At 69.5% G+C, this 25,692-nt stretch carries 30 protein-coding genes; 9 read left to right on the top strand and 21 right to left on the bottom strand.

Annotated features, from left to right (window positions below; all coding sequences use genetic code 11):
* Window positions 1-13: 13 nt before the first annotated feature.
* Together VNJ48_RS14165 and VNJ48_RS14160 are read right to left on the bottom strand one after the other, a co-directional pair.
* Entirely contained in the window at window positions 14-778 is a 765-nt protein-coding gene (locus tag VNJ48_RS14165; protein ID WP_325603176.1) for an ABC transporter permease, read from the bottom strand.
* Window positions 775-1,497 carry an ABC transporter permease gene (locus VNJ48_RS14160; protein WP_325603174.1) on the bottom strand — a complete coding sequence of 241 codons (723 nt, stop codon included), beginning with the start codon at window positions 1,495-1,497 and terminating at the stop codon, window positions 775-777. Before VNJ48_RS14160 ends, VNJ48_RS14165 begins: the two co-directional genes overlap by 4 nt.
* A gap of 3 nt (window positions 1,498-1,500) precedes the next feature.
* On the opposite strand from VNJ48_RS14160, the gene VNJ48_RS14155 reads away from it, so the two are divergent.
* Window positions 1,501-2,487, top strand: a complete 987-nt coding sequence (locus VNJ48_RS14155; protein WP_414689957.1) for an ABC transporter ATP-binding protein — start codon at window positions 1,501-1,503, stop codon at window positions 2,485-2,487.
* A gap of 4 nt (window positions 2,488-2,491) precedes the next feature.
* Here the strand turns inward: VNJ48_RS14155 and VNJ48_RS14150 are convergent, their stop codons facing one another.
* From VNJ48_RS14150 to dacB, 12 genes are all read right to left on the bottom strand, one after another.
* Window positions 2,492-3,559: a GNAT family N-acetyltransferase gene (locus tag VNJ48_RS14150; protein ID WP_325603172.1), complete on the bottom strand. Its 1,068-nt coding sequence runs from the start codon at window positions 3,557-3,559 to the stop codon at window positions 2,492-2,494.
* 26 nt (window positions 3,560-3,585) lie between these two features.
* Window positions 3,586-4,182 (bottom strand): hypothetical protein, encoded by a 597-nt coding sequence (locus VNJ48_RS14145; RefSeq protein ID WP_325603168.1) that lies wholly within the window; start codon window positions 4,180-4,182, stop codon window positions 3,586-3,588.
* 9 nt (window positions 4,183-4,191) lie between these two features.
* Window positions 4,192-4,617: a DUF3180 domain-containing protein gene (locus VNJ48_RS14140; RefSeq protein ID WP_325603408.1), complete on the bottom strand. Its 426-nt coding sequence runs from the start codon at window positions 4,615-4,617 to the stop codon at window positions 4,192-4,194.
* A gap of 50 nt (window positions 4,618-4,667) precedes the next feature.
* Window positions 4,668-5,237, bottom strand: coding sequence for a 2-amino-4-hydroxy-6-hydroxymethyldihydropteridine diphosphokinase (gene folK / locus VNJ48_RS14135; protein WP_325603166.1), 570 nt, complete (start codon window positions 5,235-5,237; stop codon window positions 4,668-4,670).
* Window positions 5,234-5,605, bottom strand: coding sequence for a dihydroneopterin aldolase (folB, locus tag VNJ48_RS14130; protein ID WP_325603164.1), 372 nt, complete (start codon window positions 5,603-5,605; stop codon window positions 5,234-5,236). The genes folK and folB overlap by 4 nt, the downstream gene beginning before the upstream one ends.
* On the bottom strand, window positions 5,602-6,453 hold the full coding sequence (gene folP / locus VNJ48_RS14125; protein ID WP_325603162.1) for a dihydropteroate synthase: 852 nt from the start codon (window positions 6,451-6,453) through the stop codon (window positions 5,602-5,604). Before folP ends, folB begins: the two co-directional genes overlap by 4 nt.
* A complete protein-coding gene (folE, locus tag VNJ48_RS14120) occupies window positions 6,450-7,058 on the bottom strand; it encodes a GTP cyclohydrolase I FolE (RefSeq protein WP_325603160.1) in 609 nt (202 codons plus the stop codon). Before folE ends, folP begins: the two co-directional genes overlap by 4 nt.
* 10 nt (window positions 7,059-7,068) lie before the next feature.
* A complete protein-coding gene (gene ftsH / locus VNJ48_RS14115; RefSeq protein WP_325603158.1) occupies window positions 7,069-9,123 on the bottom strand; it encodes an ATP-dependent zinc metalloprotease FtsH in 2,055 nt (684 codons plus the stop codon).
* A 97-nt stretch (window positions 9,124-9,220) separates the two neighbouring features.
* Window positions 9,221-9,772, bottom strand: a complete 552-nt coding sequence (gene hpt, locus VNJ48_RS14110; protein ID WP_325603156.1) for a hypoxanthine phosphoribosyltransferase — start codon at window positions 9,770-9,772, stop codon at window positions 9,221-9,223.
* 5 nt (window positions 9,773-9,777) lie between these two features.
* Window positions 9,778-10,761, bottom strand: coding sequence for a tRNA lysidine(34) synthetase TilS (gene tilS / locus VNJ48_RS14105; RefSeq protein WP_325603154.1), 984 nt, complete (start codon window positions 10,759-10,761; stop codon window positions 9,778-9,780).
* Complete coding sequence (locus VNJ48_RS14100) at window positions 10,758-11,780, bottom strand: zinc-dependent metalloprotease (protein ID WP_325603152.1); 1,023 nt, start codon at window positions 11,778-11,780, stop codon at window positions 10,758-10,760. The genes tilS and VNJ48_RS14100 overlap by 4 nt, the downstream gene beginning before the upstream one ends.
* A 173-nt stretch (window positions 11,781-11,953) precedes the next feature.
* The gene (dacB, locus tag VNJ48_RS14095; RefSeq protein WP_325603150.1) at window positions 11,954-13,408 is read right to left on the bottom strand and encodes a D-alanyl-D-alanine carboxypeptidase/D-alanyl-D-alanine endopeptidase; all 1,455 of its coding nucleotides are present in this window, start codon (window positions 13,406-13,408) and stop codon (window positions 11,954-11,956) included.
* 163 nt (window positions 13,409-13,571) lie between these two features.
* Between dacB and VNJ48_RS14090 the strand changes: the two genes are divergently transcribed.
* Entirely contained in the window at window positions 13,572-14,063 is a 492-nt protein-coding gene (locus tag VNJ48_RS14090; RefSeq protein ID WP_325603406.1) for an inorganic diphosphatase, read from the top strand.
* 12 nt (window positions 14,064-14,075) lie between these two features.
* Here the strand turns inward: VNJ48_RS14090 and VNJ48_RS14085 are convergent, their stop codons facing one another.
* Entirely contained in the window at window positions 14,076-14,942 is an 867-nt protein-coding gene (locus VNJ48_RS14085) for an RNA polymerase sigma-70 factor (protein ID WP_325603148.1), read from the bottom strand.
* Window positions 14,939-15,517, bottom strand: a complete 579-nt coding sequence (locus VNJ48_RS14080; RefSeq protein WP_325603146.1) for a carboxymuconolactone decarboxylase family protein — start codon at window positions 15,515-15,517, stop codon at window positions 14,939-14,941. The genes VNJ48_RS14085 and VNJ48_RS14080 overlap by 4 nt, the downstream gene beginning before the upstream one ends.
* 230 nt (window positions 15,518-15,747) lie before the next feature.
* On the opposite strand from VNJ48_RS14080, the gene VNJ48_RS14075 reads away from it, so the two are divergent.
* Window positions 15,748-17,022, top strand: a complete 1,275-nt coding sequence (locus VNJ48_RS14075; protein ID WP_325603144.1) for an ATP-binding protein — start codon at window positions 15,748-15,750, stop codon at window positions 17,020-17,022.
* A 109-nt stretch (window positions 17,023-17,131) separates the two neighbouring features.
* Window positions 17,132-17,428 (top strand): antibiotic biosynthesis monooxygenase, encoded by a 297-nt coding sequence (locus tag VNJ48_RS14070; protein WP_325603143.1) that lies wholly within the window; start codon window positions 17,132-17,134, stop codon window positions 17,426-17,428.
* A 157-nt stretch (window positions 17,429-17,585) separates the two neighbouring features.
* Here VNJ48_RS14070 and VNJ48_RS14065 read toward each other — a convergent pair whose 3' ends face one another.
* Window positions 17,586-18,572: a class I SAM-dependent methyltransferase gene (locus tag VNJ48_RS14065; RefSeq protein WP_325603141.1), complete on the bottom strand. Its 987-nt coding sequence runs from the start codon at window positions 18,570-18,572 to the stop codon at window positions 17,586-17,588.
* A 283-nt stretch (window positions 18,573-18,855) separates the two neighbouring features.
* Between VNJ48_RS14065 and VNJ48_RS14060 the strand changes: the two genes are divergently transcribed.
* From VNJ48_RS14060 to VNJ48_RS14045, 4 genes are all read left to right on the top strand, one after another.
* Window positions 18,856-18,996 (top strand): hypothetical protein, encoded by a 141-nt coding sequence (locus VNJ48_RS14060; RefSeq protein WP_325603139.1) that lies wholly within the window; start codon window positions 18,856-18,858, stop codon window positions 18,994-18,996.
* A 24-nt stretch (window positions 18,997-19,020) separates the two neighbouring features.
* A complete protein-coding gene (locus tag VNJ48_RS14055; protein WP_325603137.1) occupies window positions 19,021-19,500 on the top strand; it encodes a GNAT family N-acetyltransferase in 480 nt (159 codons plus the stop codon).
* 166 nt (window positions 19,501-19,666) lie between these two features.
* Entirely contained in the window at window positions 19,667-20,419 is a 753-nt protein-coding gene (locus VNJ48_RS14050) for an alpha/beta hydrolase (protein WP_325603135.1), read from the top strand.
* A 143-nt stretch (window positions 20,420-20,562) separates the two neighbouring features.
* On the top strand, window positions 20,563-21,198 hold the full coding sequence (locus VNJ48_RS14045; protein WP_325603133.1) for a LysE family translocator: 636 nt from the start codon (window positions 20,563-20,565) through the stop codon (window positions 21,196-21,198).
* Window positions 21,199-21,898: 700 nt separating this feature from the next.
* Here the strand turns inward: VNJ48_RS14045 and VNJ48_RS14040 are convergent.
* Window positions 21,899-23,851 (bottom strand): translation factor GTPase family protein, encoded by a 1,953-nt coding sequence (locus VNJ48_RS14040; RefSeq protein WP_325603132.1) that lies wholly within the window; start codon window positions 23,849-23,851, stop codon window positions 21,899-21,901.
* 426 nt (window positions 23,852-24,277) lie between these two features.
* Here VNJ48_RS14040 and VNJ48_RS14035 point away from each other — a divergent pair, with 426 nt between their 5' ends.
* Window positions 24,278-24,535, top strand: coding sequence for a hypothetical protein (locus tag VNJ48_RS14035; protein ID WP_325603130.1), 258 nt, complete (start codon window positions 24,278-24,280; stop codon window positions 24,533-24,535).
* A gap of 220 nt (window positions 24,536-24,755) precedes the next feature.
* On the opposite strand, the gene VNJ48_RS14030 is transcribed toward VNJ48_RS14035, so the two are convergent.
* Genes VNJ48_RS14030 through VNJ48_RS14020 form a run of 3 tightly spaced genes read right to left on the bottom strand, consistent with a single transcriptional unit; the run spans window position 24,756 to window position 25,649 of the window.
* Window positions 24,756-25,097, bottom strand: coding sequence for a hypothetical protein (locus VNJ48_RS14030; protein ID WP_325603128.1), 342 nt, complete (start codon window positions 25,095-25,097; stop codon window positions 24,756-24,758).
* A 4-nt stretch (window positions 25,098-25,101) separates the two neighbouring features.
* Complete coding sequence (locus VNJ48_RS14025) at window positions 25,102-25,344, bottom strand: DUF222 domain-containing protein (RefSeq protein WP_325603405.1); 243 nt, start codon at window positions 25,342-25,344, stop codon at window positions 25,102-25,104.
* Entirely contained in the window at window positions 25,236-25,649 is a 414-nt protein-coding gene (locus VNJ48_RS14020) for a hypothetical protein (RefSeq protein ID WP_325603426.1), read from the bottom strand. The genes VNJ48_RS14025 and VNJ48_RS14020 overlap by 109 nt, the downstream gene beginning before the upstream one ends.
* Between the last annotated feature and the right edge of the window lie 43 nt (window positions 25,650-25,692).

The following is a 25,692-nucleotide window of genomic DNA, read 5'->3' as shown; positions in this document are numbered from 1 at the left end:
CCGGATGGTGCGATCAGCCGACGACGTCGGTTGATTCCTCAACCGTAGAGGCAACCGCCGACATTCCCACGTCACGATTTGGAGTCGCCGCGACTCGGTGGGCCGGCTCGAGCAGTCGCTGGACCAGCGCGGCGAGCAGCTCGAGGACCAGGGCGACCGCGGCCACCACGATCGCACCGGCGATCCCCTTGCCGTAGTTGGAGCGGAAGAAGCCGTCCGTGATGACCCGGCCCAGGCCTGGCCCGGCGACCAGGGCAGCGATGGTGGCCGTGGCCCACACCTGGACGAGAGCGAGCCGGATGCCCGACATCACCAGGGGCAGGGCGAGTGGCAGCTCCACCCGGAAGAACTGCTGCGGACCCGTCATGCCCATGCCGCGAGCCGACTCGCGCACGTCCGCCGGGACCTCGCGCACGGCGACGTAGGCGTTGGTGATGATCGGCGGCAGCGCGAACAGCGTGAGGGCGATCAGCGTCGCCAGACCTGCCCGGCCGTAGGGACCGAACGACTGCGTGCCCGGCCACTCCGCCACCACGAGCAGGGCAAGCAGCGCGAAGGTCGGGACTGCACGACCGACGTTGGAGACGTTGATGGCCAGGAAGCCGCCTCGCCCGAGGTGACCGAGCCACAGGGCGACGGGCAGCCCGATGACGAGGGCTGCCACGAGGGCGGTCACCGTCAGCAGGAGCTGTTGGCCGAGGAGGTTCGCCATACCTCCGTCGCCCGTCCAGTTGTCACCCTCACGCAGGTAGCGCCAGGCCTCGGACATCACGTTCATGACCGCACTCTCCTGGTCCAGGGCGTGAGGAGCCGTTGAGCACCCACGAGCAGCACGTCGAGCAGGACCGCCAGCAGCACGCAGATGACCGAGGCGGTGAGCAGCTCGGCGCGGAAGTTGGTGCTGACGCCGTCCTTGATGAGGTTGCCGAGACCGCCGTAGGAGACCAGCGAGCCCACCGTCGTCAGCGCCACCGTCGACACCGTGGCGACCCGGAGCCCGGCCATCACCACCGGCACCATGAGCGGCAGCTCGACCCCGAACAGCAGCTTCGACCGGCTGTAGCCGAGACCGATCGCGGACTCCCGCACCTCGTCGGGCACGGAGCGGAAGCCCTCGAGGAGGCTCCGCACCAGGATCGTCAGGGCGTAGAGCGCCAGCCCCAGCACCACTGTGGTCGCGGTGAGCCCGGTGAAGGGCACCATGAGCGGGAAGAGCGCCAGTGACGGGATCGTGTAGATGCCGGTGGTGACCGCCAGGATGAGCGACTCCAACCGGGGGAGCCTGCGGGCCAGGAGTGCCAGCGGGAACGCGATGACCAGGCCGACGAGCACGGAGACGACGGTGAGGACGACGTGCTGGGTCGTCGCGTCGATGACCTCCTGCTGGCGGTCGGTGAGGTACTGCCCACAGATCCAGTCGTTGACCGCCCGGCTGTAGCACGACGGCCCGTCGGCGGCCGCGAGCACGTGGGTGCCGGCCTCCGCGAGTAGGGTCACGGCATGGACGCTACCGCTTCGGGCGAGGCGATGATCCGCCTGCAAGGGTTGGGCAAGACCTACGCCGACGGCACCGTCGCTGTGCAGGAGCTCGACCTCGACGTCCAGCGCGGCGAGATGGTCTGCCTGGTCGGACCGTCAGGGTGCGGCAAGTCCACCACGCTGAAGATGATCAACCGGCTGATCGAGCCCACCACCGGGCGCATCATCCTCGACGGCGCGGACGTCACCGACGCAGATCCGGTGCAGCTGCGTCGCGGCATCGGTTACGTCATCCAGCAGGTCGGACTGTTCCCGCACCAGAAGGTCATCACCAACGTGATGACCGTGCCGTTGTTGTACGGCGAGTCCAAGTCCACCGCGCGGGCCCGGGCCCTGGAGCTCCTGGAGACCGTCGGTCTCGACCCGGGGCAGTACGCCGACCGCTACCCCCACCAGCTGTCGGGTGGCCAGCGTCAGCGCGTCGGGGTCGCACGCGCCCTGGCGGCCAATCCTCCGGTGTTGCTCATGGACGAGCCCTTCGGTGCCGTCGACCCGGTGGTCCGGTCCCGGCTGCAGGACGAGTTCCTGCGGTTGCAGCGCGAGCTGGGCAAGACGGTCGTGCTGGTGACCCACGACATTGACGAGGCAGTGCGCATGGGTGACCGCGTGGCGGTCTTCGCCGAAGGCGGCCGCCTCGCGCAGTACGCCACCCCGATGGAGCTGCTCGCCCGACCGGCGGACGACTTCGTGGCCGACTTCGTCGGCTCGACGCGCGGGTTGCGCCGTCTCACGGTCACGCCTCTTCGTCAGGAGCACCTCGAACCCATGGACGGCGTCGTCGCGAGCCAGCTCGGCGCGGCCATCGAGCTGGAGTCCTCCCTCGAGGAGGCGCTGGCAGCGTTGATGCGCGGCGACTTGCCCATGGTCGGCGTGAGGAGCGGCGCGCAGTTCGTGGGTGTCCTCACCCCCAACGGCATCCACCGGGCGCTGCGCGAATCGCTGCGCTGATCCCTCAGGTCGGGACGGGCACGTCCTTGTGCCACGACTCGGTGACGTACTTGGTGCCCCAGCCCATGGCGAGGTACAACCCGTCGGCACGCGTCGGGGAGTCCGCGTCGACCTCGAGCCCGACGCGATCGCGGCCACACGCCGCAGCGTCCGCGATGATCGTGTGGAGCAGGCCCTTCGCGACGCCGCGCCCGCGCGCCGACGCCAGGACCCCGAGGTAGGCGACGTAGGACCCGTCCGGTCCGGACGTCCCCGTGCTCACCGTCCCGACGAGGGCGCCGGCGGCCACGCCGTCCACCTCGGCCAGCCACCAGTGGTCCCACCGGTGGCCGGGGTCCTCCCGCAGCCGGTGGATGAACTCGTGGAAGGTCTCCTCTGCGGAGTTGAAGTGATCCGTGAAGGCGCCCTCGAGGACGTCGTGCACCGCCCGCAGGTCCACTTCGTCGGGCATGCCGTCACCCTGTCGCTCCACGCGACGGAAGACGACCCCGCCCTCTTCCCAGCTCGCCGGGTCGGGGACGAGCTCGGACTCCTCAGGCGTCACGGACCGACTCATCTGCCACCAGGTGCGGACCTTGTCGAAGCCGGCTGCCTCGAGCCACTCGTGCTGACGCACGTCGTCGGCGAAGGCGCCGGTGTCGATCTGCTGCACAGTCCGGCCACGCTCGGCCCCGACCCGCTCCGCCTGTCCGCTGGCCCACTCGAAGAGGAGGTCCGAGCACGCCCGGGCCGCGCTGTCGCGAAGGGTCTGGTCGACGATGTGGACGTAGAGCATCCGACCCTCGGCACGGTCGTGCACGCTGCCCCACGCCCGGATCACGCCCACCTCGTCGCGGAGCACGACGTTCTCGCGCATCTCGATGCCCTGCAGCTCGACGAGGACGTCGTCCTCGGACCCGGTCGCCCAGCCCCGGCCGGCACGCTCGTGGGCCCGCAGCAGCTCGATCAGGCGGTCGACGTCAGAAAGGTCGGCCCCGTCGATGGTCCCGACCTGCCAACCCTGTGGAAGTCCGGGGTCGTCGGCGAGCACCTCTGCAGGATCACTCTCGAACCGGCTGTCGTCAGGGATCACATCGAGCGATTGTGCCGTACGAGATGTCAGGCAGAGCTGGCGCGCTTGCCCGGGGTGGCTGTGCGCCACGACGTGAGCTCGGCCCTGAGCACGTCGATCTCGGCCTCCAGCTCCGCGACGAGGACGATCGCGTCGGCGGCCCGGTCCTCGGAGTCGGACAAGGAGCGCTCAGCGCCCTCGGCCCGTCGAGCCTCGGCACCGAGCTTGCGGGTCTGCTCGAACATCAGGCGTTGAGAGTTGATCAGGGCCTTCTCCAGGCCGACGATGACCTCTTCGCGAGCCGCGATCTTGCGGCGCATGTCGAGGGCGAAGGCCATGTTCTCGGCCGTCTTGTGCTCAGTGAGCGCGGCGTAGGCGCGGGCCTGCTCCGCACGGTCGCGTGCTGCCTCGACCCGAGAGTCTGCGAGCTCGGCGTTGGTCATCTTGGTGGCGGCGCCACCGAGCAGGACTGCGACCACCCCCGCGAGGGCGGTGAGAAGGAAGGAACCGGAGACCACCGCACCGAGAACGAGCAGTGCGGACAAGCCCAGCAGCGCGACGGCCACGCTGAGGCGGGTGCTGCGCTGGCGACGTCGGGCAGCCGTGCGTGACGGCTGTGACTGCTGAGGCAGGAGGGAAGACATGGGGTCAGGCTAGGGCCCCGGAGGGTCGGATGGCACGCGACACGCGCGCTCGAGCCCGAGGGAGGCGGCCATGACCAGCAGCCCGCCGATGGCCGCCACGGCACAGCGAAGGAGTCGTTCGCCGGCCAGCTCGGAGGGGTCCCCGAGCCACGTGATGCCGTAGCCGGCATAGCAGCCGGCCGCCAGCGCGCCGACGATGGCAGACGCGCGAGCGAGCACGAGGCGGTTGACGGCCTTGTTTCCGTCCAGTCGGCGACGCTGGACCTGGATGGTCTGCCAGGTGTTCCAGGCGACGTACGCCAGGAAGGCCGCGACGAAGACGAGCGTCAGCGCCTGGATCCAGGTGACGAACGGGGCAGTGCCGGTCGCCCGGACCATGATCGGCCGCAGGAGCCACCCGGACACCAGTCCGAGGATCGCCGACGTTGCGAGCACCGCCCCCGAGATGGGGCGCAGATGGCCCTCCGGAGGATCCGGCGCCTGCGTCACTGGACCTCGAGCACCAGGTCGTCGCGCTTGGTCAGGCCCGACCCGTCGAGCTCGGCGAGGAGCTCGGCGATGGGCCCGTGGTCGGGGAAGACCGCATCGGGCTCGAGGTCGTGCCAGGGCTGGAGGACGAAGGCGCGCTGGTGCGCCCGCGGGTGCGGGAGCTGCAGGAAGTCGTCGTCGGCACGTCGGTCGCCGACCACGATGAGGTCGACGTCGAGCGTGCGCGGTGCGTTGCGGAGCTCGCTGCGCTCGCGGTCGAAGGCATCCTCCACCGCGAGCGCACGCTCCATCAGGCGAGCGGCCGGCAGGGTGGTGTCGGCGAGCAGGATGGCGTTGAGGAACTTCTCCGATCCGACCGGGGAATCGACGGGCTCGGTCTCGTAGACGGGTGAGACGCCGGTCAGGAAGAAGTCGGGGGTGTCCGCCAGCGCGTCGACCGCGCCCTGGAGGGCGTTGAAACGCTCACCGAGGTTGGATCCGAGAGCGACGACCACCCGGCGGATCGGGTGCATCTCACCGGTGAGGGAGTCGGTGTCCACGATGTTGGGATTGGGGCTCTCGGTCATGGTGCTGGCCTCGCGTTCCTGGTGATGGTCAGCGCGACATCCCGAAATGTCGCGTCAATTGGTGCATCTGGTTTGTGGATCGTGACGCGGGCCCATTCAACACGACCCGGTGCCAGGCACACGTCGGCGATGCGCTGGGCCACGGTCTCGATGAGGTCGACCGGGTCGGACTCCACGGCCGCCTTGACCTGCGCGACGAGGGTTCCGTAGTCCACCGTGTCCTGCAAGTCGTCCGAGGCCGCAGCCGTCGCGGTGTCGAAGCCGAGCGTGAGGTCGATCACGAACGTCTGCCCCTGGCGTCGTTCGAAGTCGAACACGCCGTGGTGGGCGAAGCACTCGACCCCGCTGATGGTGAGCTCGTCGGTCATGGGAGCCCACCCTGCCGTACGCCGCCTGCGGTCTCTGCGTCAGCCAGGGCGTCGACGACCGCGAGCGCGTCACAGGTGGCGCGCACGTCGTGCACCCGCAGGTAGGCCACGCCGCGCTCAGCCAACAGCGCCACCAGGGCCGCATGGGCGAACTCCCGCTCCCCGACCTCACGCGGCTGCTCCCCGTCCGCGAGCAGCCGGCCGAGGAAGGACTTGCGGCTCGCGCCGATGAGGAGCGGCCTGCCGAGCGCTTCGAGCGAGGCGAGTCCCGCGAGCAGCGCCCAGTTGTGGGCCGGCGTCTTGGCGAACCCCAGCCCGGGGTCGAGGATGACCCGCTCTGCGTCCACTCCGGCGGCGGTGATCGCGTCGAGCCGCTCCCCCAGCTCGCGGCGGACGCCCTCGACCACTCCGTCAGGGCCGTAGTCGGTGAAGTCCGCCATGGCGGCGGCGTGCGCGCGCCAGTGCATGGCGACGTAGGTCGCGTCGCTCCCTGCCAGCACCGAGAGCATCTCCGGGTCAGCCAGCCCCCCGGACACGTCGTTGACGATCTGCGCGCCGGCCTCCAGCGCAGCCGCCGCCACCGACGCCCGCATCGTGTCGACGGAGACGACCGCTCCCTGGGCCGCCAGAGGGGTGATGACCGGCAGCACGCGGTCGAGCTCCTCGTCGACCAGCGTCCTGGGGGCACCCGGTCGCGTCGACTCGCCGCCGATGTCGAGCACGTGCGCGCCGTCGGCGAGCAGCTGTCGCCCGTGGGCGACCGCTCGCTCCGCGTCGGCGTACAACCCACCATCGGAGAACGAGTCCGGGGTGACGTTGACGATCCCCATCACGCGGGGACGTGTCATCGTCTGGAGTTGATCAGGGCCATCGCCTCGGCGCGGGTCGCGGCGTTCGTCAACATGACCCCCCGGACAGCACTCGTGAGGGTGCGGGCTCCGGCCTTGCGGACACCTCGCATCGTCATGCAGAGGTGCTCGGCCTCGATCACCACGATGACGCCCCGCGCCTGGAGGAGGTCCATCAGCGCGTCGGCGATCTGGGTGGTGAGTCGCTCCTGCACCTGGGGGCGCTTGGCGTAGACGTCGACGAGGCGCGCGAGCTTGGACAGGCCGGTGATCATGCCGGTGGCCGCCGGGATGTAGCCCACATGGGCGACCCCGGTGAAGGGCACCAGGTGGTGCTCGCACATCGACCACAGCTCGATGTCGCGCACCAGCACCATCTCGTCGTGACCGATGTCGAAGGTCGTGGTGAGGACCTCCTCCGGGCGCTGGCGCAGACCCTGGGTGAGCTCGGCGTAGGCGCGCGCCACCCGTGCCGGCGTCTCGCGCAGGCCCTCGCGGTCGGGGTCCTCGCCGATCGCAGCCAGGAGCTCGCGGACGGCTGCCTCGGCACGGGGGTGGTCGAAGTCCGGCACCTCACGCTGCTCGAGGCTGATGCGGTCGGTCATGGAGGTCCGTTCAGGTGCTGGTCGGGGGCGTCGCGGGCGTGCTGCCGCCGACGACGTCTCCGTGCGTGTCGCCACCGGGACCCGGCGGCGTGAGGATCAACCCACCCTCGGGCTGCTCGACAGCGGCGCCCGCCGCGGCCCGGTCACGGATCTCCTGCGGGATCTCGACCGGCGGGATGGCGCTGGGAGTCCGCGCGTCGGAACCGGTCCAGGCAGGACGAATGGGGTGCAGGCGCAGGGGTCGGAAGATCTCCGCGATCTGCGCCTTGTCGAGGGTCTCCTTGTCGAGCAGCTCGAGCACGAGGGCGTCAAGGACGTCGCGGTTCTGCTCGAGGAGGTCGTAGGCCTCCTGGTGGGCCGTGGACAGCAGCCGCTTGGTCTCCTCGTCGATGACCGCAGCCACTTCCTCGGAGTAGTTGCGCTGGTGGCCCATGTCGCGGCCCAGGAAGGGCTGGGAGTTGTCCTCGCCGAGCTTGATGGCGCCGAGCCGCTCGCTCATGCCGTACTGGGTGACCATCGCGCGAGCGAGGTGGGTCGCCTTCTCGATGTCGTTGCCGGCCCCGCTGGTGATGTCGTGGAAGATCAGCGCCTCGGCAGCCATGCCACCCAGCATGTAGGCGAGCTTGTCGAGCATCTCGCTGCGCGTCTGGCTGTACTTGTCCTCGTCGGGCAGCACCATCGTGTAGCCCAGGGCGCGACCGCGCGGCAGGATCGTGACCTTGTGCACCGGGTCGGTGCCCGGGAGCGCAGCCGCGACCAGGGCGTGGCCGCCCTCGTGGTAGGCCGTGATCAGCTTTTCCTTCTCGTTCATGAGGCGGGTACGGCGCTGGGGGCCCGCGATCACGCGGTCGATGGCCTCGTCGAGGCTCTCGGCGGTGATCAGCTTCTCGTTCTGGCGGGCGGTGAGCAGCGCAGCCTCGTTGAGCACGTTGGCCAGGTCGGCGCCGGTGAAGCCCGGCGTCCGGCGCGCGACGCTCAGCAGATCGATGCCCTCGGCGATCGGCTTGCCCCGCGAGTGCACCTTGAGGACCTGGTGGCGGCCGTTGAGGTCGGGCGCGTCGACCTGGATCTGGCGGTCGAACCGGCCCGGGCGCAGCAGCGCCGGGTCCAGGACGTCGGGACGGTTGGTGGCGGCGATGAGGATGACGCCACCGCGGACGTCGAAGCCGTCCATCTCGACCAGCAGCTGGTTGAGGGTCTGCTCGCGCTCGTCGTGGCCGCCGCCCATGCCGGCACCGCGGTGACGACCGACCGCGTCGATCTCGTCGATGAAGACGATGGCCGGAGCGTTCTCCTTGGCCTGCTCGAACAGGTCACGCACCCGGCTGGCGCCGACGCCGACGAACATCTCGACGAAGTCGGACCCGGAGATCGAGTAGAACGGCACGCCTGCCTCGCCGGCGACCGCGCGGGCGAGCAGCGTCTTGCCGGTCCCGGGGGGACCGTAGAGGAGGACACCCTTGGGGATCTTGGCGCCGACGGCCTGGAACTTCGCGGGCTCCTGCAGGAACTCCTTGATCTCGCCCAGCTCTTCGATCGCCTCTTCGCAGCCGGCGACGTCGGCAAACGTCGACTTGGGCATGTCCTTGGTGATGAGCTTGGCCTTGGACTTGGAGAACTGCATGATGCCTCGCCCTCCACCCTGGGCCTGGTTCATCAAGAAGATGAACAGGAGCACGATGAGTGCGAACGGCAGCAGGGTGTAGAGCAGCGAGCTGAGCACGCTGGGCTGGGGGAAGTCGGAGTCGTACTCCTCGATGCTCCCCTCGTCGAACTGCTTCTTGACCTCGGCGAGCAGCGCCGCCTGCTCGCCCTTGATGTAGTGGGCCGTCACCTTCTGGGTGCCCGGGCGCGTGTCGTCGTCGAGGGTCGCCTCGATCACCTGGTCACCGTCGATGAAGAGGATCTCCTTGACGTCCCCGTCCTCGATCCAGGAGGTCATCTCGGAGGTCTTGACCTCGTCGTAGCCGCCGTTGGGTGCGAGGTACTGGATGGCCAGGAGGACGGCGAACATGGCCAGCACCATCCACAGCCATGGGCCCTTGAATATGCGCTTCACTTGCATCTTTCGCCAGGGGTGATCAGTCGTCTTGGTCGAACCGTCGTGCCGTTCGGCACCATTGTTTCAGGCGGGGTGAAGCGGAGCGCCCGGAGGAGGAGCTTCAGGAGTAGACGTGCGGCGCCAGGGTGCCGATGTCGCGCAGGTTGCGGTACTTCTCTCGGTAGTCGAGGCCGTAGCCGACCACAAACTCGTTGGGGATGTCCCAGCCGACGTACTTCGGCTCCACGGGCATGCTCAGGGCCTCGGGCTTGCGCAGCAGGGTGGCGATCTCGACGCTGGCCGGGCCGCGGCTGCTGAGGCTGTTGCTGAGCCAGCTCAACGTGAGCCCGGTGTCGATGATCTCGTCGACGATCAGGACGTGGCGCCCGGTGATGTCGGTGTCGAGGTCCTTGAGGATCCGCACCACGCCGCTCGACTTGGTGCCGGAGCCGTAGGAGCTGATCGCCATCCAGTCCATCTCGCAGTGTCCCGGAAGCGCGCGGGACAGGTCGGCCATCACCATGACGGCGCCGCGGAGGACCCCGACCATCAACAGGTCCTGACCTTCGTAGTCGGCGCCGATCTGCACCGCCATCTCGGCCAGTCGGTCCTGGATCTGGGCCTCGGTGAACAGCACGTTGACCAGGTCGTTCTCGAGGTGGGCTGACTCCATGGCCGTCAGCCTAGGGGCAGGCCCGGCTCGAGCACGAGGAGCCCGTCGCGGCGTACGGCGCGGAGGTGCCCGGGAAGGTCGATCCACTTCTGCCCGTGCCAGTCGGTGAGGAGCGCATCGACGGCCAGGACGTGCTCGTGGAACAGCTCCGAGGCGGGGGCACCGGCGAGGAGGGCCGCGGAGCGGATCACCCGGCGACGAAGAGCCGGGTGCTGGGGAGTCAGGAGAGGGATGGAGAGGCCGCGCGGGCCGGCGACCCGGACATGCACCTCCTCCGCGAGCTCGTCGAGGAGCGCCATGTCGGCGCGCAGCTGGTCGGCGGTCCGGGCCAGGGTGGTGGCCACCCCCGGGCCGAGCTCGTCCTCCAGCAGCGGCAGCACCCGTCGGCGTACGCGCACGCGGGTGTAGGCGGGATCGGAGTTGTGCGGGTCCTGCCACACCGTCAGGCCCTCGACCTGGCAGGCGGTGACGGTGTCGTCGCGGCGTACGTCGAGGAGCGGGCGGGCGAAGACGTCGAACCCCCGCCGCATCCCGGCCAAGGATCGTCCGCCAGACCCCCGGGCAAGGCCCAGGAGCACCGTCTCGGCCTGGTCGTCGAGGGTGTGGCCGAGCAGGACCACGGCGGCCCCGAGTCGTTCCGCGACCTCCTCCAGCACCGCGTAGCGCGCCTGCCGGGCCGCGGCTTCGGGGCCGATCCCCGCTGCCTCGACCGAGACGGTCGCCGTCATGGTCTCGTCCGCGCCCATCGCGGCCATCTGCGCGACCACCTCGTCCGCCCGGGCCGCCGACCCCTCCTGCAGCCCGTGGTCGACGGTCACGCCGACGACCCGCAGCGCGCGCTTGCGACCCTCGTGGACCGTCGCCGACAACAGGGCGACCGAGTCGGCGCCGCCGCTGCAGGCCACCACGACGACAGCGCCCGGATCGGTGGGTTCGAGCACCGCCCGCACGCCTCGGCGCACGGCCGCGAGCGAGGGGTGCAACGTCATAGGACTCGGGTGATCCAGGCGTCCGGGTCGCCGATCTCGGCCTTGGACGGGAGGTTCTCCGGCCCGGCCCACACGGCGTTGAACTGTTCCATCCCGACCTTGCCGACGACGTGGTTCACGAAGGCGGCGCCGTCGCGGTACTGCGCCATCTTCGCGTCGAGGCCCAGCAGCCTGCGCAGGACCCGGTCGAGCGTGCCGATGCCCTTGCGCCGCTCGTTGAACGACGCGCGGATCGACTCGACCGATGGGATCACCGACGGACCGACGCCGTCCATGACCACGTCGGCGTGGCCCTCGAGCAGGGACATCACACCGGTGATCCGATCCATGATCTCGCGCTGCTCGGGCGTGCTCATCATGTCCACCAGGCTGCCGCCACTCCCGCGGATGGCCTCGGAGACCCGGCGCAGGGCGTCCTCGGCGAGGTGTGAGGGCTCGATGCTGTCGGTCAGCGACATCATCTCGGCGAACAAGTGGTCGCGCATCCACGGGACAGCGGTGAACTGCACGCGGTGGGTCTCCTCGTGCAGGCAGACCCAGAGCCGGAAGTCGGTGGGGTCGGCGGAGAGCTCGCGCTCGACGTGGACGATGTTGGGGGCGACGAGGAGCAGCCGCCCTGAGGGGTCGTGGAACGGGTCGAACTGGCCGAGCACCTTGGTGCCGAGGAAGCCGAGCAGCAGCCCGACCTCGGCCCCGGTCACGCGCGACCCGATCGCGAGCGAGAGGCCCGTGGGGACGCCCTTCTTGGCGGCGAGCTTCTCGATCAGGGGCTCGATGATCTTGGCGAAGCCGTCGGCGTTGGCCTGCACCCACCCGCGGCGGTCGACGACGAGCACCGGCGCGTTGTTGTCCTGGGCCACCAGCCCGGTGAAGTCGCGCACCAGCGCGGTTGACCTGTCCGCGCCGGCCCGCAGCTCGGCGACGGCGGCCGCCGCGTCCTCCGGGCTGACCTCGGGACCGTCCCCGGCCACCTTGGCGCCGAGGGTCACCGCGAAGTTCCAGTCGACCATTCCAGTCATGTCAGCCAACCTAAGGGTGTGGTCCCAATTCTCGGCCCTAGCGAGCGTCGTTCGGCGTGTGCGATGGCAAGGCCGAGGAGGGAGACATGGCGGAGCCATGGCGACTGACGAGAACGCAGCCAGCGTGCATGCCGGGCGACGCGCAGCAGGCCATGGGATTGGGACCAGACCCTTCAGCCGGAGCCACAACGGCAGGCAGCCAGGTCGGCGGCCAGACGGTCGAGGGCGGCCTCGACCTCCGACTCGAGGGCCTTGCCCGTCTTGTCGACCGCGAGCACGAAGACCATGTCCGTGCCGTCACGGCCGGCGACGACCCCGGCCAGCGAGCTCACCCCGCTCAGGGTGCCTGTCTTGGCGCGTACGTCGCCCAGCGCGTCCACTCCCGCGGCCGAGAACCTGTTGGTGAGCGACCCGGTGAAGCCGGCCACCGGCAGGCCCGTGATCAACGTCCGCAGCTCGGGTCGTTCGGGCCGCGCCGCCACCTGGAGCACCTGCACGAGGGTCCCCGGGGAGAGCCGGTTGAGCCGGGACAGACCCGAGCCGTCGTGCACCACGTCCGTCCCGGTCTCGACGCCGAGTGCCTGCAGGGTGCTGATCACGCCGGCAGCTCCTCCCGTGAAGGAACCGTCACCGCTCACCGCGAGCCCGACATGGTGGGCGAGCACCTCCGCGGCCTCGTTGTCGCTGACGTCGAGCACCCGCTCGACGATCTGCGACACGGGGGCACTCTCGACGCTGGCGAGCTCGACGGCGCCCGGGGCGGCCACGACCCGGGTCGGGGTGCCGACGACCTTGACGCCCGTCTTCGCCAGGGCGCTCGCGAACGTGGCTGCCGCGGTGAGCGACGGGTCGTCGCTGCGGCCGAATCCCGTCGGGGAGGCGCCGCGGTCGACCCAGAGGGCGGTGATCGGCGAGACGATGTCGTCCGGGACGTAGTCCGCGCGCCACATCGGGTTGTTGGTCGGTCCCGAGAAGAGGGAGTCGTCGTAGGCCACGCTCACCGGCTTGCGGCCCGTCAGCCCGCCCGCGACCGCCCGGGCCAGGGTGACGACGTCCGAACGCGCCGGATAGGTGGCCGCCCGCTCCTCGGGGGTGAGCGGCTTGCTGGACAGGTAGGGGTCCCCGCCGCCGACCAGCACGATCTCGCGGGGGCCGGCCCCCCGGACGACGCGGGTCGTGAACCGCGCGTCCGGACCGAGGGCCGCGAGGGCCGCGACGCTGGTCAGCAGCTTGGTCGTCGACGCCGGCAGGAACTGGTCGTCCTGGTGCGTCCAGACGGCCCCGTCACCGCCGAGGTCGCCGACCGCTGCGACGACGTGCTTGCCGAGGGTCTTGTTGCGAAGCCCCTTGGCCAGGACGGCTTCCACTGCGGCGGCGCTGGTCGCGGCTGGTGCCGTCGCGGTCGCCACCGGCGGCGGAGGCGACCAGGCGGGCAGCTCGAGTCCGGCCGGTGGGGCGACGGCAGCGGGGTCACTGGTCGGGTCGTCGTCGGACCAGCCCAGGTAGCGCGGCCCCCACTCGAAGCGATGCGCCGCGAAGGCGGCAGCGACGAGAGCCAGCACGAGCAGCGTGGGCAGCCAGTGGGCCCACGGACCGGGCCCGGCGGGGTGGCGTCGGTCACGTCCCACGCGTTTTGCCCCCACTCCTTTGGTCGTTTGCCGCCATTGTGCGCGACACTAGCGCCGAACATTCCACGCGCCCCAGGAGAAGACAGTGCCCGACGAGCAGGTAGCCGACGACGTCCGCGACGAGATCAGCCAGGCGGAGCTTCGCCCCTCGACGGACGGGCAGCTGCTGTTCGACGTACTCATCGAGATCCCGAAGGGCTCGCGCAACAAGTACGAGGTCGACCACGAGACGGGCCGGCTCCGGCTGGACCGGATGCTCTTCACCTCGACCGCCTACCCCGAGGACTACGGCTTCATCGAGAACACCCTCGGGCAGGACGGCGACCCGCTGGACGCGCTGGTCCTCCTCCAGGCACCGACCTTCCCGGGCTGCCTCATCGAGTGCCGCGCGATCGGGATGTTCCGCATGACCGACGAGGCCGGCGGCGACGACAAGGTCCTGTGCGTCCCCTCCCACGACCCGCGGCTCCAGCACCTCCAGGACATCGAGGACGTCTCGAAGTTCGACCGCCTGGAGATCCAGCACTTCTTCGAGGTCTACAAGGACCTCGAGCCCGGCAAGTCCGTCGAGGGCGCCAACTGGGTCGGTCGCAAGGAGGCCGAGGCCGAGGTCCGTGCGTCCTTCGCACGCCTGAAGACCACCGGCGGGCACTGAGCATCTCGCCCCTCAGCGGGTGAGCGCTCGCACCTGACCGTCGAGACGGGCCAGCTTGTGCGGGTTGCGCACGATGTATGCCGCAGTGACGACGCCGTCCGCGACGGTGAAGGTGGCGACCGCCTCCAGCTCGCCGTCGAGCTCCAGCCGTAGCGCGGACGCGCCGTTGACCATCACCACGTCGGCGGTGCTCGAGGCGTCGTAGACGCCCGCCAGGAAGCGCAGCACCTTCTCCACGCCCAGGATCGGCCGCAGCGCCGCCTGCTTCTGCCCGCCACCGTCGGTGATGAGCACGATGTCGGGCGCCAGCACGTCCATCAGGCTCTGCAGGTCTCCCGTCGCCGTCGCGATCATGAACCTCTCCAGCACCTCGCTGGCCACCCTCTGGGGGACCTTGTTCTTGGGCCGGCGCGCCTCGACGTGCGACCGGGCCCGGTGGGCGATCTGGCGTACGGCGGGCTCCGTCTTGTCGACGGCCGCGGCGATCTCGGCGTACGACACGTCGAACACCTCGCGCAGCACGAACACCGCCCGCTCGACCGGTGGGAGCGTCTCGAGGACGAGCAGCATCGCGGTCGACACGCTGTCGGCGAGCTCCACGTCCTCGGCGACGTCGGGTGCCGTCAGCAACGGCTCGGGCAGCCAGGGACCGACGTACTCCTCCCGCCGGCGCGCCGCGGTCCGCATCCGGTTGAGCGAGAGCCGGGTCGTGACCCGCACGAGGTAGGCACGCTCGTCGAGCACCGCCTCGGTCACCTCGGCCCACCGCAGCCAGACCTCCTGCAGCACGTCCTCCGCGTCGGCCGCTGAGCCGAGCATCTCGTAGGCGACGGTGAAGAGCAGGTTGCGGTGGGAGACGAAGGCGTCCGTGCGGCTCACGACTGGGAGGGTACGGCGAGTGGCGCGAGCTCGCAGCGGTCGGAGTAGCCCTGGCTCGCCAGACCCATCGCGGAGTTGAAGCGCGAGCGCTGGTTCTCGACCGCCACCATCATCGTCAGCTCCACCACCGCCTCGTGACCCAGCGCCGTAGCGAGGCTGGCGACCATCTCGTCGGTCACCTCGGGCGGGGTGACAGTCATCGCTTCGGCGTACGCCATGACGTCACGCTCGAGGTCGGAGAAGACGTCCGAGTCGCGCCACCGGGGCACCTCGCGGATCTTGGCGAGGTCGAGACCGTCGTTGTGAGCCAGGAAGTAGCCGAAGTCGAGGCACCACGAGCAGCCGATCGTGGCGGCACTGGCCATCACGGCATACGTCTTGAGGTCCGGGTCCAACGCCTTCCACTTGGCGACCTTGCCCTCGAAGCCGAAGACCGCCTTGAGCACCGGCTTGTTGTGCAGGAGGACGTGCGCGTTGTCGGGGACCTCGCCCCACATGCGCTGAGCGACCACGGTCATGACGCGGGCGTAGGCGCCCGTCGGTGGAGCCTTCGGGATGCGGAAGTTGCTGGGCATGTCATCTCCTCTGATCGGTTCGGTGCCATCAAGACACCGGCCGAAGCAGATCTGTGACAGGTCAGCCGATGAGATCGGCGCTGCGCAGCATCTCCGGCGCAACCTGAATGGTGGGACCGGTCATCGCTCAAAGACGATCCCGCACTCGTCACGGGAGTGACTTCCAGACGCGTGCGTCGTTGTACGAGTGGCCGCGCACTTCCCCCGGGTGGGCGACCCCAGGAAGGCTGATGATCGGCATGTCCGCAGTCGCGACGACGACCCAGCTCACGCTTCCCCCTGAGGCTCAGACGGTCGGCCGTGCCCGCCGCGCAGTCCGTGAGGCGCTGTGCGGGACCGGTGACGCTGAGCTGCGTGACTCAGCTGTGCTGGCGGTCTCCGAGCTCGTGACCAACGCTGTGGTCCATGCCGGCACGGACGTCTGTGTGCGCATCGTCGCCAACGGTGCTGCTGTGCGCGTCGAGGTCGAGGACGGCAGTCGTCACCTCCCGGTGATGCGGGGCTGGTCGGCGAGTGCCGGCACCGGCAGGGGCATCCTGATCGTCGAGGAGCACGTCGACCGGTTGAGCGTGACCAGGACTGAGCACGGCAAGGTGGTGTGGTTCGAGATCGGGCAGATGCCGGAAGGGCACTCGCGACTCGAGGTCACCACGGCTCCGCCTGTCGACACGGTCGAGGTCACGCTGCTCGACGTACCCCTGCTGATGCATTGGGCCTGGCAGGAGCACGCGGCCACACTGCTGCGCGAGTACCTGCTCCTCACGCTCGAGGTGGACCCCCAGGCACTGGATCACCACGCCTGCGCCAGCGCCGCTCTCAGCACGTTGAGCGAGCAGCTTCCTGTCCCTCACCTGCCCACCGATCCCGGGGCGCTCATGGCCAGCTCGGTCGAGCCGGGCGTGACTGCGGCCCAGGTCGTGCTTCACCTTCCCTCGTCGTCGCTGAGGGAATTCGAAGTCCTCGACAACACGCTGGCGCGGGCGTTGGTCGCGGCGCGAGACGGTTTGCTGCTCGGTCCGCCCACACAGCCAGAAATCTCCGAGATGCGCGGCTGGCTTTGCAGCGAGATCGCGGGCCAGGCTCGAGGCGCTCGCCCCGTCGCGTGGCGGGCCCTGACCGATGTCTTCGTGCCGCCCGACCCGGAGGCGGCCGTGGCGATCGCCGCGCGCAAGCTCGCTGCGTCCGCCGAGCCGCTGATCGCGATGAGCCAGGCAAGCGTGATCGTCGCCGCAAGCGCCACGGCGGTGCAGTTCTTGGGTTATGCGGACGAGTCGGAACTACTCGGACGGCGTATCTTGATGCTCATCCCGGCTCGTTTCCACCAGGCTCACATCGCCGGTATGACGTTGCACGTCACCCATGGCCGTGACGTGCTCCTCGACAAGTGGATAGACGTCCCGATGTCCCGGTCTGACGGGACCGAAGTGATGGTGGCGCTGAAGGTGCAGCCGCGGCTTGTCGAGGGTGGCCCCAAACTGTTCGTGGCGAGCATACGAATGCTGTGAGTGCAGGGGGGCAACCCGGAGCAGGCCCAGGAGGGGACCGCCCGACGTGGACGAGCCCCGGCGCAGGTGACCCAGTAGTGTCGAGAGACACCGACGAGAGGAACCACCCATGGCTGTCGACCGAGGACTGCTCGCCCTGCTGGAGGCCAAGGCCGGCAAGGGGGACGCGTTAGGCGAATTTTTGAAGCAGGGACGCGAGCTCGCTGTCGCCGAAGACGGCACGGTGACGTGGTACGCCTTCAAGATCAGCGACACGACGTACGGCATCTTCGACACGTTCGAGGGTGAGGAGGGTCGTCAGGCTCACCTCAACGGCCAGATCCCGGCGGCCCTGGGTCAGATCGGACCGGACCTGCTCGCCACCGGCCCCGACATCAAGACCGTCGACGTCATCGCGGTGAAGTAGACAGACACAGAGCATCGAGAGGCGTCCGTCCCGTCCCGAAAGGGACCGGCGCCGCATGTTGCAGGTGCCTGCCCGCGGAGCCGATAGCCGTTCGTTGAGCGGAGCGCAGGCACTGGCCGTAAGCCGCCGCTGGCCGCCGAGATTGGATGGAGCGACGTCACCCCAGTTCGGCGACCACCAGGCGCAGACCGACGTCGAGCTCGCTCAGCATGCGCAGACGACCGTATTGCTCGTCCCACGCCCCGCTGCTGAGGTCGGCGGCCAGCCGGTCGACGATGGCCTGCTCCTCGTCGTCGTCCATTCGCGCGAAGCCGCTGGTCGCCCGGCGCGCGCCGGGGTCAAGGACGGTCTCGGGCCGGCTCCAGAAGGACAGGCCCATCCCATCGGTGCAGTCGGCAGGAACCGGCACGACCCGCACGTCGACCAGTACCTCGAGGAAAGACGCCATGACCTCGGGGAGGGGGAACTCTGCGCTGTCGTTGGTAAGGAATTGCGGTGCGTAGTCTGCGAAAAGCCACATGTCTGCCTCGGCGGCGACGTCGATGGTGAGGAGCACAATCCTGCGGCGCGTCACGCGTCGCAGCTCGGTCAGACCCCGACGCCAGTCGGTCCAGTGCTGGATCGTCATGATCGCCATCGAGGCGTCGACGCACTGGTCGGCGAGCGGCAGGCTCTCAGCGACGGCACGCACTGCCGGCGGCAGGTGCGCCGGACGCTGCTGGGCCATCGCGGTCGAGGGCTCGACTGCGAGAACCGGCCGGTCTGTCGGCTCGTAGGAGCCGGTGCCCGCGCCGATGTTAAGCACCGTTCGGGCGTCGCCCAGGGCGTCGTGGATGGCAGCGGCGATCCGCGGGTCGGGCCGGCGGTAAGCCGCGTAGCCGTGTCCAATGACGTCGTAGCGCGTGCCCTGGGCGACCACGCGGTCGACCAATTCCTTGAGTTGCGGCCACGAGTCGACGCCGTACTCGCGGGCAACGACGAGCTGGGCTGTGCTCAGGCGAACCGGGAGACCGCTTGCCACCGCGTGGACCCGGGCGCGGGCGGAGATATCTCCGGCTTGCAGTGCCTTGAGCAGCGACTTTGCGTCGCGACGCAGCTGCTCGAGGTCGGGCGACGGGGGCAGGATGCGATGCGTAGTGGCCACGAAGGTCCACCTTCCGTGAAAGCGCCCGTCGGTCCGCGTGCCGGGCTGGGAGGGCAGAAGGTCGTCCGGCTCTCGCTACAGCGTCGGGGTGGACGTCACGTCCTACCTGCGGACCAGCGGCGGCCCCGGCCGCGCCTGCACAGCCTAACGCCTCGAACGGCGACCCGCAGTGCGCCCTCACGGAAGCCTGGGCAGGGGTCATCACCGGAAACCGATCCGTCTGTGGACACTGACGGGGCCCGAGCGCAAGCCCGATGGCCTTGCGGGCGAGGGTCGACTTGGCGTGGCGCTTGACAAGGTGGGCGGCGACATCGAGCAGGGTGTCGGCGACCTCGTCTGGCGCGATGAGCAGATGCAGGGACCCCTCGTTGTGGCGACGCACCTCCCGGTCGTGAACGGCGAGAACTGCTCGTACCGCCCGTAGAGCGAGACGCTCTACAGTGCTCGGATGTTTCCACCCCCGACGACGAGGATCCGATTCCGCGAGATGGCAGAGGCCGATCTAGCCGACATCGCCACGTTGGAACTTTTCCCTGGCGCCAGCTCCGAGGGCTGGATCGCGCGGACGCGCCGCAACTACACCCAGCACGGATTCGGGCTGTGGGTGACTGAGACCCATGCCGGAGAGTTCGTCGGGGACTGCGGTCTGACCATGCAGGAGGTGGAGGGTGAGTGGCTGGTTGAGGTCGGATGGCACGTTCGCAGTGCCCTGCGCCGCCGGGGGTACGCCGCCGAGGCAGCTGGAGCGGTGCGCGAGACCGCTCGTGGCCTCGGAGTCGAGCACCTAGTCGCGATCATTCGACCGGACAACATGGCGTCCCAGGGTGTCGCAACCAAGATCGGTCTGGCGTTCGAGCGCGAGGTCCACAAGCTCGGTGGTCCAGCACTGATTTTCGGAGCCGACCTTCACCCGTCGGAGGCAGTCTGATGACGGATCGTCACCAGTTCGGGATGGGCTCGCGGAGTGACCCGGTGCGGGATCCTCAGCCGGACACTGAAACCTCTTCTGCGACGATTGGCCGGTGATGCTTGATCAGGAGTTCAACTGGCGGGCTCGGCGCATCGCGTGGGCTTGCCGTGGCTCCGGTCCGGCTGTGATCTTTTGCCATGGCACGCCGTGGTCATCGGCGCTCTGGTCGCCGTTCGCCGACGCGCTGGCGACCAACTTCACCGTCTACCTGTGGGACATGCCCGGCTACGGCGCCTCGTCGAAGGACGCCGAGCACGACGTCGATCTGGACGTGCAGGCTGCCGCCTTCACCGCTTTGCTCGAGCATTGGGGCGTCGACGGACCACATGTCATCGCGCACGACTACGGCGGCGCCGTATCTCTTCGCACGCATCTACTGCACCACGTGCCCTACGCGTCGCTCTGCCTTGTCGACGTCGTCGCGCTACGGCCGTGGGGCTCGCCATTCTTCGCCCTCGTCAAGGAGAACGCGGCCGTCTTCACACAGCTGCCCGCAACCGTGCATCGCGGTGCGCTGGAGGCCTACATCGCCGGCGCGAGCCGGCGCGGTCTCCGCGTGGAGGACCTGGCCATGCTTGCAGAGCCCTGGTGCGACGACGAGGGACAAGCCGCCTTCTACCGCCAGATCGAGCAAGCCGACGAGTCCTTCACCGCCGAGTTCGAACCGCTCCTCGGCGCCATCGCCGTCCCGACCCACATCGTGTGGGGTGAGGACGACACCTGGATTCCGGTAGACCGTGCTCACCGCCTGCAGGCTGCGATCCCAGCGAGCACGCTCACCCTGCTGCCCGGTGCCGGTCATCTCGTCCATCTCGACGTGCCCGTTGGTCTGGGCATGGAACTCCGGCGCTGGTTGACCGCTGTGACCGACTCGTAGGCCAACTCCAAGGTCAGTCCCGTACCCGGATTCGCTTGCGGAACTGGCGTCAGTCTCCGAGCCGCCGCGGCCGCCGACCTGGCGCTCTACCTCGCCTTGGATTGCCTGGCGCCGACGTCACGCTCTTCACGTACGGTAACCCCGTGATCAGTCTCGGTGCCGTCCTCGCAGTTGCGGCAATCGCGTTCGGCCTAGTCATCACTCCAGGCCCGAACATGATCTATCTCGTGTCGCGGTCACTGTCCCAGGGCCGGCGTGCGGGTCTAATCTCGCTCGCCGGCGTAGCCTGCGGATTTCTCGCCTACCTGATGGCGACCGCCGCTGGTCTCGCCGCCCTGTTCGCGGCTGTGCCCGCCCTCTTCACCGTTGTGAAGCTGCTCGGTGCCGCCTACCTGCTGTATCTGGCCTGGAGCATTCTGCGTCCTGGGGGTCGCAACATGTTCACACCCGACACGGGCACGAAACCGCATTCACCGCGGAGACTGTTCGTCATGGGCCTGACCACATGCCTGCTCAACCCGAAGATCGCGCTGATGTACGCCGCGCTACTCCCACAGTTCATCGACCCCGCCGCACCAGCCTCGCTGCAACTGCTGATGCTCGGGCTGGTGCAGATCGCCGTAGCCGTCACGGTCAACGCCGGCTGGGTGCTCGCCGCGGCCTGGGTGGCCGCCCTCTTCAGCGCGCGACCGATTGCACAACGCCTGCAACGCTGGATCACCGGCTCGCTTCTCGGCGGGTTCGCGGTGCACCTCGCTGTGTCTCCCCACCGATCCTGACCACCCAACCCGGCGCCCCCCGCTGGCCGGTCCTTCTCAAGAGAGATGTGCGATCTCGCTCTCGTACCCGACCCCAGGGGGCGGCTCGCCGTGTGTCGAGCTACTGGCGCGACCCGTGCGCGGCGGCCAGCGATTCGCGCGCCTGGCACCAAGGCCAAGTCCGCGATCCTGCGCTGGGTTCCTCCCTGCCGAGTCTCGTATGCCGAACGTCTGCGGGACAACGCGCACAGCCGCCGGCGCACTGCCCCACGCCCCGGAGCTTGTACCGATCGCGGTTCGACGAGCGGGACGTCCGACCACGCGCGTCAAGACCTACAGCAGATTGCCGGGTTTGCGTCTCACTCGTCTACTTGGAGCCATTGGCGAACGGCCACCTTCGCCGCTTCCTTCGTCCGTCACTCGAGGTGTCGGTGCCGGACGGGGTCGCCTGCGGCGGTGAGGTCGGCAATGCGGGGTGGCGCGGGCGCGGGCTTGATGCCGGCGTGAAACGCGACGGTCCGTCGACGTTCGTCGTCTAGATGCGCTCGCCCCAGCGATGCCTCGATGCGCTCTCGCTGAGCGTCGGTCAGGTTCGCCCAAGTGGTGGCCGCACCAAAGTCCAGCCAGTTCCGGATCCCTTCTTCACCCAGACCGGCGACAGAGCCCCAGCGGTGCCAGGCATCATCACCGGTACGCGGTTCGATCGCGGCGGGCGAGCTGATCAGCGTCGCCGGACCGGTCCCCGCCCTCGGACGGGCCGGTAGCCGTCGAAGCGCGCCTCGAGCACGCCTTCGCCGCCGGTCAGGTCCGGCAGCTGGTGCTGTAGGTCGTGCAACCGGGCGGCGAGCAGCCGGACGTCAAGCCGGGTGAGGTCCCCGGCCGCAGTCTGGCCGGCGACTTCGGCGCCCCACCGGCCGAGCAGTCGGAGTAGCTGCGGGGCGTCGCTGGTCGGCACCTCCAGGTCGACGCGGAGCGCCGGCTCGCAGACCTGCGTCGTCGCCGCGGCCAGCGCCTGGCGTACGACGAGGGGGGTCAGCTTGCGATAGTCCAAGGCCGTCGGCAGATCGCCGCGCTGCGACGGCGGGCCGTCCCACGACGTGTAGCCCACCTCTGTCAGCGTCACTCGGCAATCCGTGACCGCCCAGCCCGAGAGGCCGCGCGCCAGCGCGCGGTCGACGTGCTGCCTCATCACAGCGGTGAAGTGGTCGACGGTCTTGAAGAGGAACAGCGGCAGGTCGCGCAGCGCGACGTCGAGGTCGAGGACGACCCCGCTCCCGGGGGCGGCGGGGGCGAGGCGAATCCCGATGGTGGCGCCGTAGGGGTTGGACGGGGTGTTGAACCGCTCGATCGCGGTCCCGACCCGCCGCAGACGCTCGATGTGCAGCACGCTGGCCTCGGAGAACTCGACCTCGATGCCATGCTCCTCGGCCAGCGTCGCGGCAATCACCTCCTGCTGCACCCGGCCGTAGAGCGACACGGTCGGGCGGCCGTCCTGGTCGGTGCGGGCCGCGATCAGGGGATCCTGGTCCGCCAGCTGGGCCAGCGCGACGCGGAGGCTGGAACGCTGGGCGGGGTCCAGCGCCTCGACGGACGCCTCGAGCGTCGGCGGCGGGAACTGGTGCTCCTCCGCCCGCGCCGACGCGCCAAAGCCGTCGCCAACGCGAACCGCACCGAGCCCGAGCAACCGAGCGACCTGGCCCGACCGCGCCTTGGTGGCGCGTGCCCACTGGCCATGCCCGAACACCTCGATGCCGGCGACCTTCCCCGACCGGCCGCCGGTCAGCTCGAGCTGCTGGCGGACCCGGAGCTCGCCGGCGAACAGCCGAGCGTAGGCGACCTTCTCACCCGCTGGACCGCGGTCGACCTTGAACACCCGGCCCGAGACGGGACCGTCGACGTCCAGGTCCGCGGGCGGCAGGAACGCGGCGATGCCCTCCACCAAGTCGGCGACGCCCGCGCCCGTGGCCGCCGACCCCGCGAACACCGGGTGCAGCCGGCCCGCGCGAGTCTGCTCGGCGACCGAGGACGCCAGCTCAGCGGCCGTCGGCTCCCGCCCCTCGACGTACGCGGTGAGCAGGGCGTTGTCGTGCTCGGCGAGCGCCACTGTCTCGCGCTCGCGGAACGCGGGGTCGTCGGTGGCGTAAGCGGTGAAGGCCGCGGTCCGGCCGCCGAGGCCGGCAGTCGTCCCCATGGGTAGGACGTCCGGCGTGAGCCGGGACCGGATCGCGTCGAGGACCGCGTCAACGTCCGCGCCCGCTCGGTCGATCTTGTTGACGAACAGTAGCGTCGGTACGCCGAGCCGCTGCAGCGCCCGCATCAGAATCCGGGTCTGGGGCTGCACGCCCTCGACCGCTGAGAGGACCAGCACGGCACCGTCGAGCACCCCGAGCACGCGCTCGACCTCGGCGATGAAGTCGGGGTGCCCGGGCGTGTCGATGACGTTAACGACGAGGTCGTCGAGGGGAAACGCCACGACGGCGGCCTTGATGGTGATGCCGCGACGGCGCTCGAGGTCGAGGCTGTCGGTCTGCGTCGTGCCGGCGTCGACCGACCCGGGGCGATCGATGACCCCGGCGAGGTGGAGCAGGCGTTCGGTGAGGGTGGTCTTACCGGCGTCGACGTGAGCGAGGATGCCGAGGTTGAGCGAGCGATCGGATGAGGAGCGGGGCTGCACGCTGGGTCCCTTCGAGGAGGCGGATGCGGACGGGCGCGTGCGTTGCTCGCATCTCGATGCCTCTTCCTGGGATCTGTCGTGACGGGTTCTCCGACGCATCCACCGTAGGCACCACAGCGGGACCGCGGCAACCGCATAAGCCGAAGTACCAGGTCACCCGGGAAACCGACCACTGTGGCGTCCAGGGCGGTTCTGTCGTTGTCGGCTGCCGACGAGGTGGTCATCCACGCCATGCAGCCCGCCAGCAGTACTGGGACTCCTGTCATGAGCCGGGGCTCACTCCTCCGCGTGACGATCGGGTTTCGGGAATGAGCCGCGGGTCGCGGCAGAGCCGGGCGGCTCGTCGCAGCCTGCTGGCGCGGATGGGGTGCGGTGGGCTTGTCAGGGCTGCTTGACAGATTGTTGTCTGTCAGGGAACCTTGACGCATGGACGAAATTCAGATGACAGACACCAGCCAGACGACAAGCGTCGAGCCGCTTGTCAGCGTCACCCTCACTGTTGAGGATGGCTGGAAGTCCGACCCAATGCGTGTCATTGCGGGTATCCAAGAGAGTCACCGCACATTGGAGAAGTGGCAGCGGAAGGCCGTCCGTGCCGCGCGTGACGGAGGCGCGACCTGGGACGACATTGGCACTGCTTGCGGCGTGAGCCGTCAGGCAGCATGGGAACGTTTCAAAGACTGACAGCGCGCCTTGGCGTCCGACTCTCGGCTCCGGACGTCTCGTAACCCGAACCTCACCGGACAGACGCGGGCCATGCGGCCTGCGGGCGAGGGTTTGTCCGTATAGGCCGTCCGGACGGATTGTCCGGTGAGGGGGGCGTCCACCGGCTCTCGACCGAGCGACCCGGACGCAGGCTATGGTCTCAGGCTGAACCGGACGTCTCCATTGGGTAGTCGCTCTGTCAGGTATGCGGTGTCGTGGGCGCGATGGTGATGGTGGCTGCAGAGCAGCACGGCGTTGACGAGGTCGGTGTGACCTCCGAGGGTCCAGGGGACGCCTGGCCCTGCCGAGGTCGAGGACCTCGGACTTTGCCGCCGAGGACGGCGGGGATGATCTTGGCGCTACAGGCCAGCCGCCGTGCCTGCGCGGCCGACAGCGTGTCGCCGATGTTGTCGTCGCCCGGCACGAGTCCACCTCCGAGCAGTCCCGCTGCGGCGAGGTCGGTGCGCAGGCCGTCGAGGGTGATGGCGACGATGACGGTGGTGGCGTCGCCGCCGTGGGTGCCGGCGGGCCTCAGCCTCAAGCTTCTAGAGCCGTCGCCCCTCGGCGGCATCCACCAGGTCGGGGGCGACGACCTCGAGGATGTGGCGACCGAGCCGGACGAGCTCACGGGGTCCGAAGTCGGCCGCGTAGCCCACCAGCGCCTGCTCCGCGACGGCAGTCACCTCGGCAGGGACCTCGTCGGGCAGGGCGTCGAGGGCACGGACGATGACGCGGGCCTGGGTGGGGTTGGCTGCGCCCTTGCGGAGCGCAGCCGCGACGGCCCGCAGGCGCGGTCGAGGGAGGTCGTGAGACGCAGGTCGGCGTGGGCGTCCTCGAACCGGGCGTGCGTCGCGTGCGCCAGCCACGCTGCTGCGTCGCGTGCACCGGTCGCCTCGGCAACGTCCCCGGCGTCGACGAGAATCCGCAACCGAAGCTCGCTGACCCTCGCCTCAATCTGCGACAGCTCGACCAGAGCAGTCGCCTTGTCGGCGGTGGCCATGAACGTCGCGTTGGTGTCGGCGACCGACTTCAGTGCTTGGCCGATGTCGGTGACAGCGGCCAGGATCTGGTGCTGGACAGTGGATCCGCTCACTGGTGCCACCCCTCGTCGAGGTCCTGTATAGAGGCTCTCGATG

This window comes from Nocardioides sp. (assembly GCF_035576065.1).
GTDB lineage: Bacteria > Actinomycetota > Actinomycetes > Propionibacteriales > Nocardioidaceae > Nocardioides.
The sequence above is the reverse complement of the archived record's forward strand: the minus strand, read 5'-3'. Positions and strand labels throughout refer to the sequence as shown.

Coding starts and splice junctions, on each gene's coding strand:
- hpt (WP_325603156.1), bottom strand. CDS start 9,772: ATGGAGTCAGCCCACCTCGAGAACGACCTGGTCAACGTGCTGTTCACC.
- VNJ48_RS14035 (WP_325603130.1), top strand. CDS start 24,278: ATGGACGAAATTCAGATGACAGACACCAGCCAGACGACAAGCGTCGAG.
- VNJ48_RS14075 (WP_325603144.1), top strand. CDS start 15,748: ATGATCGGCATGTCCGCAGTCGCGACGACGACCCAGCTCACGCTTCCC.
- folB (WP_325603164.1), bottom strand. CDS start 5,605: ATGACCGACGAGCTCACCATCAGCGGGGTCGAGTGCTTCGCCCACCAC.
- VNJ48_RS14165 (WP_325603176.1), bottom strand. CDS start 778: ATGAACGTGATGTCCGAGGCCTGGCGCTACCTGCGTGAGGGTGACAAC.
- folE (WP_325603160.1), bottom strand. CDS start 7,058: ATGACCGACCGCATCAGCCTCGAGCAGCGTGAGGTGCCGGACTTCGAC.
- ftsH (WP_325603158.1), bottom strand. CDS start 9,123: ATGCAAGTGAAGCGCATATTCAAGGGCCCATGGCTGTGGATGGTGCTG.
- folP (WP_325603162.1), bottom strand. CDS start 6,453: ATGACACGTCCCCGCGTGATGGGGATCGTCAACGTCACCCCGGACTCG.
- VNJ48_RS14055 (WP_325603137.1), top strand. CDS start 19,021: ATGTTTCCACCCCCGACGACGAGGATCCGATTCCGCGAGATGGCAGAG.
- VNJ48_RS14155 (WP_414689957.1), top strand. CDS start 1,501: ATGGACGCTACCGCTTCGGGCGAGGCGATGATCCGCCTGCAAGGGTTG.
- folK (WP_325603166.1), bottom strand. CDS start 5,237: ATGACCGAGAGCCCCAATCCCAACATCGTGGACACCGACTCCCTCACC.
- VNJ48_RS14145 (WP_325603168.1), bottom strand. CDS start 4,182: ATGTCTTCCCTCCTGCCTCAGCAGTCACAGCCGTCACGCACGGCTGCC.
- VNJ48_RS14100 (WP_325603152.1), bottom strand. CDS start 11,780: ATGACTGGAATGGTCGACTGGAACTTCGCGGTGACCCTCGGCGCCAAG.
- VNJ48_RS14080 (WP_325603146.1), bottom strand. CDS start 15,517: ATGCCCAGCAACTTCCGCATCCCGAAGGCTCCACCGACGGGCGCCTAC.
- VNJ48_RS14070 (WP_325603143.1), top strand. CDS start 17,132: ATGGCTGTCGACCGAGGACTGCTCGCCCTGCTGGAGGCCAAGGCCGGC.
- tilS (WP_325603154.1), bottom strand. CDS start 10,761: ATGACGTTGCACCCCTCGCTCGCGGCCGTGCGCCGAGGCGTGCGGGCG.